This is a genomic window from Thioclava sp. UBA3469, assembly GCF_002378135.1.
Classification (GTDB): Bacteria; Pseudomonadota; Alphaproteobacteria; order Rhodobacterales; family Rhodobacteraceae; genus Thioclava; species Thioclava sediminum.
Window position 1 is genome coordinate 1,633 of the sequence record NZ_DFRG01000178.1, and the last position, 4,124, is coordinate 5,756.

Genomic DNA, 4,124 nt, shown 5'->3' on the forward strand with positions numbered 1-4,124 from the left:
TCTATCAGGAGCAGGTGATGCAGATCGCGCAGGTCATGGGGGGCTACTCGCTTGGCGGCGCAGACCTTCTTCGCCGCGCGATGGGTAAGAAGATCAAGGAGGCGATGGACGCCGAGCGCCCGAAATTCGAGGCGGGCGCGGCCAAGAACGGGGTCGACAAGAAGAAGGCCTCGGAGGTGTTCGACCTTCTGGAGAAATTCGCCAACTACGGCTTCAACAAATCCCACGCGGCGGCCTATGCGGTGGTGTCCTATTACACCGGCTGGCTGAAGGCGAACCACGCAGTCGAGTTCATGGGCGGCGTGATGAATTGCGATATTCATCTGACCGACAAGCTCGCGATCTATGCCGACGAGGTGCAGAAGAAGCTCGGGATCGAGATCATCCCGCCTTGCGTGAACCGCTCGCTTTCGACCTTCGACGTCGTCGATCAGAAACTGGTCTATGCGCTGGGCGCGCTCAAGAACGTCGGCGCGGACGCGATGCAGATGATCGTGACCGCGCGCGGCGACGAGCCGTTCAAGGACCTGTTCGATTTCGCGCGGCGCGTCGACATGAAGCGGGTGGGCAAGCGCCCGCTGGAAATGCTCGCGCGGGCAGGGGCGTTCGACCTTCTGGACCCGAACCGCAAGCGCGTCTTCGAGTCGCTTGAATCGCTGATGGCGTGGTCGGGCGCCGTGATCGAGGCGCGCGAGTCCGCGCAGGTGTCGCTCTTCGGCGAGGCGGGCGACGATCTGCCGCCGCCGCGTCTGGCCGATACCGACGACTGGCTGCCCGGCGAGCGTCTGGCCGAAGAACACAAGGCCATCGGCTTCTACCTTTCGGGGCACCCGATCGAGGATTACCTGCCCGCGCTCAAGCGCAAGAAGGTGCTGAGCTGGGAAGAGGTGCAGCAAAAAGCCGTGGGCGGTCCTTTCGTGACCAAGATCGCGGGCGAGGTCGCCTCGGTGCGCGAGAAGAAATCCGCCAAGGGCAATCGCTTTGCCTTCGTCGCGCTGTCGGATGCGTCCGGGCCCTATGAGGTCGCCTTCTGGTCGGAGGCGCTGGAAGCCTGCCGCGACGTGCTCGAGACCGGCAACCTTCTGGTGCTGACCGTGAAGGTCGAGGTCGACGGCGAGTCGGTGCGTATGGTCGCCACTTCGGCCCAGACTGTGGAGAAGGCGACAGCCGATGCGGGCTCGTCGGGGCTTCTTGTTCATATCGACAACAATGACGCGGTCGCCTCGGTCGCGAGCCTTGTCGAGCGGGTCGCCCGCGAAGGGAAGGTGCATTCGCGCGGTCCGATCAGCTTCATGGTCTATGACAATGAGCGTGGCTGCCGCTACCAGATCACCGCGATGCCCGAGGCGCCGGTCAATGCTCAGGTGAAAGGTGCGCTGCGCTCCTTGCGCGGGGTGAGCGAGGTCGAAGAGGTCTGAGCCTCACAGGCTGCGCGCCACCCATGCCAGCCGCAGCGCGATCGCGGCGGCAAGGGCGGTGGCGAACTCGCCCCAGCGCAGCAGCGCCAAGCCGCGCAGCAGATCGGGCTCGTTGATCCCGTCGCGCACCGCACCGGAGATCATGCCCATCTCGAGCCACGCCGCCGCGCCCAGCACGGCGGTTGCCAGAAAACTCATTGAGACCAAAATCATGGCCTGTCGATGGCTGCGCAGCCGCCAGATCAGCCCGCACATCAGCGGCACGGCGAAGAACACCTGCATCGCAAGGATGCCGCTGCCCTGCCACAGCTCGAACCGGTCGAGTGTCGAACGAAGGTCGATGCCCGGGGGCCAGATCAGCAAAGCGGTGTAGATGAGCGCTTGGGCACTCACGAAAACACCGTTCAGCCCCCAGAGCGCCGCGTCCATTACCAGTGCGGCGGTTTCTGGTCGGCCAAGGGGATCGAGCTGCCGCTGTCATATTCGCGCTCGGCCTCGCGCTCCATCAGCAGGCCCAGATGGCGCTCCAGCCGTTCGATCTGACGCGCCTGCGCGGCCGCGACATCGGACAGCTCGTCCACCGTTTGCGTCAGATAGGCGATCTGTTCTTCCGCCCGTTCCAGCCGTTCCTGCATCTGCCGTTCCTATTGCTTGCCGGGGCCAGCCCCTTGGGCTACACCCTCGCGCGAGATAAGATCAGGTGCAAGCCGATGGCGAAACAGAAAAAGCAGCCCCGTCCCAAGGCCGAAACGCCGAAGGGCTTCCGCGATTATTTCGGCACCGAGGTGACCGAGCGCGCCGATATGCTGGCGAAGATCGCAGAGGTCTATCGCACGCATGGCTTCGAGGCGCTGGAAACTTCGGCCATCGAGACGGTCGAGGCCCTGGGCAAATACCTCCCCGATGTGGACCGCCCGAATGCGGGCGTCTTCGCGTGGCAGGAGGAAGATGACGGCAAGTGGCTGGCGCTGCGCTACGATATGACGGCGCCGCTGGCCCGGGTCGCTGCGCAATATCGCAACGACCTGCCGACGCCCTATCGCCGCTTCACGATGGGTCCCGTCTGGCGCAACGAAAAGCCCGGTCCGGGCCGGTTCCGCCAGTTCTATCAATGCGATGCCGATACCGTGGGCGCGCCCTCGGTGGCGGCTGACGCCGAGATTTGCGGGATGCTTTCGGACGCGCTGGAGGCGGTCGGCATTCCGCGCGGCGATTACGTCGTGCGGGTGAACAACCGCAAGGTTCTGAACGGTGTGATGGAAGTGGCGGGCGTTCTGGACCCTGCCGATCCGACCAAGTTCGAGGAAGAGCGCGGCATCGTCCTGCGCGCCATCGACAAGTTCGACAAGTTCGGCGAGGAGGGCGTGCGCCTTCTGATGGGCGAGGGGCGTCTGGACGACTCCGGCGACTTCACCAAGGGTGCGGGGCTGTCCGAGGCACAGGCCGATACGGTCATGGGCTTCATGGAAGCCAAGCGTGAAGACAACGCCGCCACCGTCGCGCGGCTGCGCGAGTTGGTCGAAGGCTCGGCGCTGGGTGCAGAAGGCGTGGATGAACTCGAACAGATCGCCTCGCTCCTCGACGCCCAAGGCTACGGCCCCGACCGCATCGTGATCGATCCCTCGGTCGTGCGGGGCCTGGGCTATTACACCGGCCCGGTTTTCGAGGCCGAGCTGACCTTCGAGATCACCGACGAGAAGGGCCGTCCGCGCCAGTTCGGCTCGGTCGCAGGCGGCGGGCGCTATGACGATCTGGTCAAGCGTTTCACCGGTCAGGTCGTTCCGGCCACCGGCGTCTCGATCGGCGTCGACCGCCTGCTGGCCGCGCTGCGCGCCAAGGGCCGCATCGGCGGCTCCGCGCAGGGCCCGGTCGTCGTGACCGTGATGGATCGCGACCGGATGGCCGAATACATGGCGCTGGCCTCCACGCTGCGCGGCGCAGGGCTGCGCGCCGAGGTCTATCTGGGCAACCCGAAGAGCTTCGGCAACCAGTTGAAATACGCCGATAAACGCGAAAGCCCCGTGGCGATCATCCAAGGCTCGGACGAGGCGTACCGCGGCGTCGTCCAGATCAAGGACCTGATCCTCGGCGCGAAGATCGCACAGGACGCGACGGTTGAAGAATGGAAATCCCAACCGGCGCAATTCGAGGTTCCGACCGGGGAAATGGTCGCAAAAGTGCAAGAGATCCTCGCACGCTACGAGGCCGAGTAATGGCGGACAAGGCGCAAGCGCGGGTACAGGCAGGCCGTCTGCTGGAGCTATTCCTCGCCGCCGGTGCGGTCGAGGTCACGCCCGACATCCTGCAACCCGCCGAGGCGCTTCTCGACCTTTACGGCGAGGATATTCGCGCCCGCGCCTATGTCACCGCCGACCCGCTGCGCGGCGAGATGATGCTGCGCCCGGATTTCACCGTGCCGGTCGTGCAGGAGCACATGGCCAACGGCGCCGAGCCTGCGCGCTACGCCTATGCGGGCGAGGTGTTCCGCCGTCAGGATCATCGCGGCCCCGCGCGTGCCAATGAGTATTTTCAGGCCGGGTTCGAAATCTTCGACCGCGCCGATCCCGAAGCCGCAGATGCCGAGGTCTTCGCGCTGTTCGCGGGGCTTCTCGCCAAGTTGAACCTGTCCGCCACGATCGGCGATATGGGCCTGCTGCGCGCCGCCGTCGACGGGTTGGATACACTGCCCGAACGCAAGGCCGCGCT

At 65.3% G+C, this 4,124-nt stretch carries 5 protein-coding genes; 3 read left to right on the plus strand and 2 right to left on the minus strand.

Features of this window, described 5'->3' with window-relative positions; all coding sequences use genetic code 11:
- On the plus strand, positions 1-1,418 hold a 1,418-nt coding region (locus B3D39_RS13060; protein ID WP_349678101.1), incomplete at its 5' end, for an OB-fold nucleic acid binding domain-containing protein.
- 3 nt (positions 1,419-1,421) lie between these two features.
- Here the strand turns inward: B3D39_RS13060 and B3D39_RS13065 are convergent.
- Together B3D39_RS13065 and B3D39_RS13070 are read right to left on the minus strand one after the other, a co-directional pair.
- A complete protein-coding gene (locus tag B3D39_RS13065) occupies positions 1,422-1,847 on the minus strand; it encodes a hypothetical protein (RefSeq protein WP_274963816.1) in 426 nt (141 codons plus the stop codon).
- Positions 1,847-2,053: a SlyX family protein gene (locus tag B3D39_RS13070; RefSeq protein ID WP_078520370.1), complete on the minus strand. Its 207-nt coding sequence runs from the start codon at positions 2,051-2,053 to the stop codon at positions 1,847-1,849. Before B3D39_RS13070 ends, B3D39_RS13065 begins: the two co-directional genes overlap by 1 nt.
- A gap of 75 nt (positions 2,054-2,128) precedes the next feature.
- Here B3D39_RS13070 and hisS point away from each other — a divergent pair, with 75 nt between their 5' ends.
- Both hisS and B3D39_RS13080 read left to right on the plus strand, forming a co-directional pair.
- On the plus strand, positions 2,129-3,631 hold the full coding sequence (gene hisS, locus B3D39_RS13075; RefSeq protein WP_274963817.1) for a histidine--tRNA ligase: 1,503 nt from the start codon (positions 2,129-2,131) through the stop codon (positions 3,629-3,631).
- The coding region (locus B3D39_RS13080) for an ATP phosphoribosyltransferase regulatory subunit (protein WP_274963818.1) at positions 3,631-4,124 on the plus strand (494 nt) is incomplete at its 3' end. The genes hisS and B3D39_RS13080, both read left to right, overlap by 1 nt.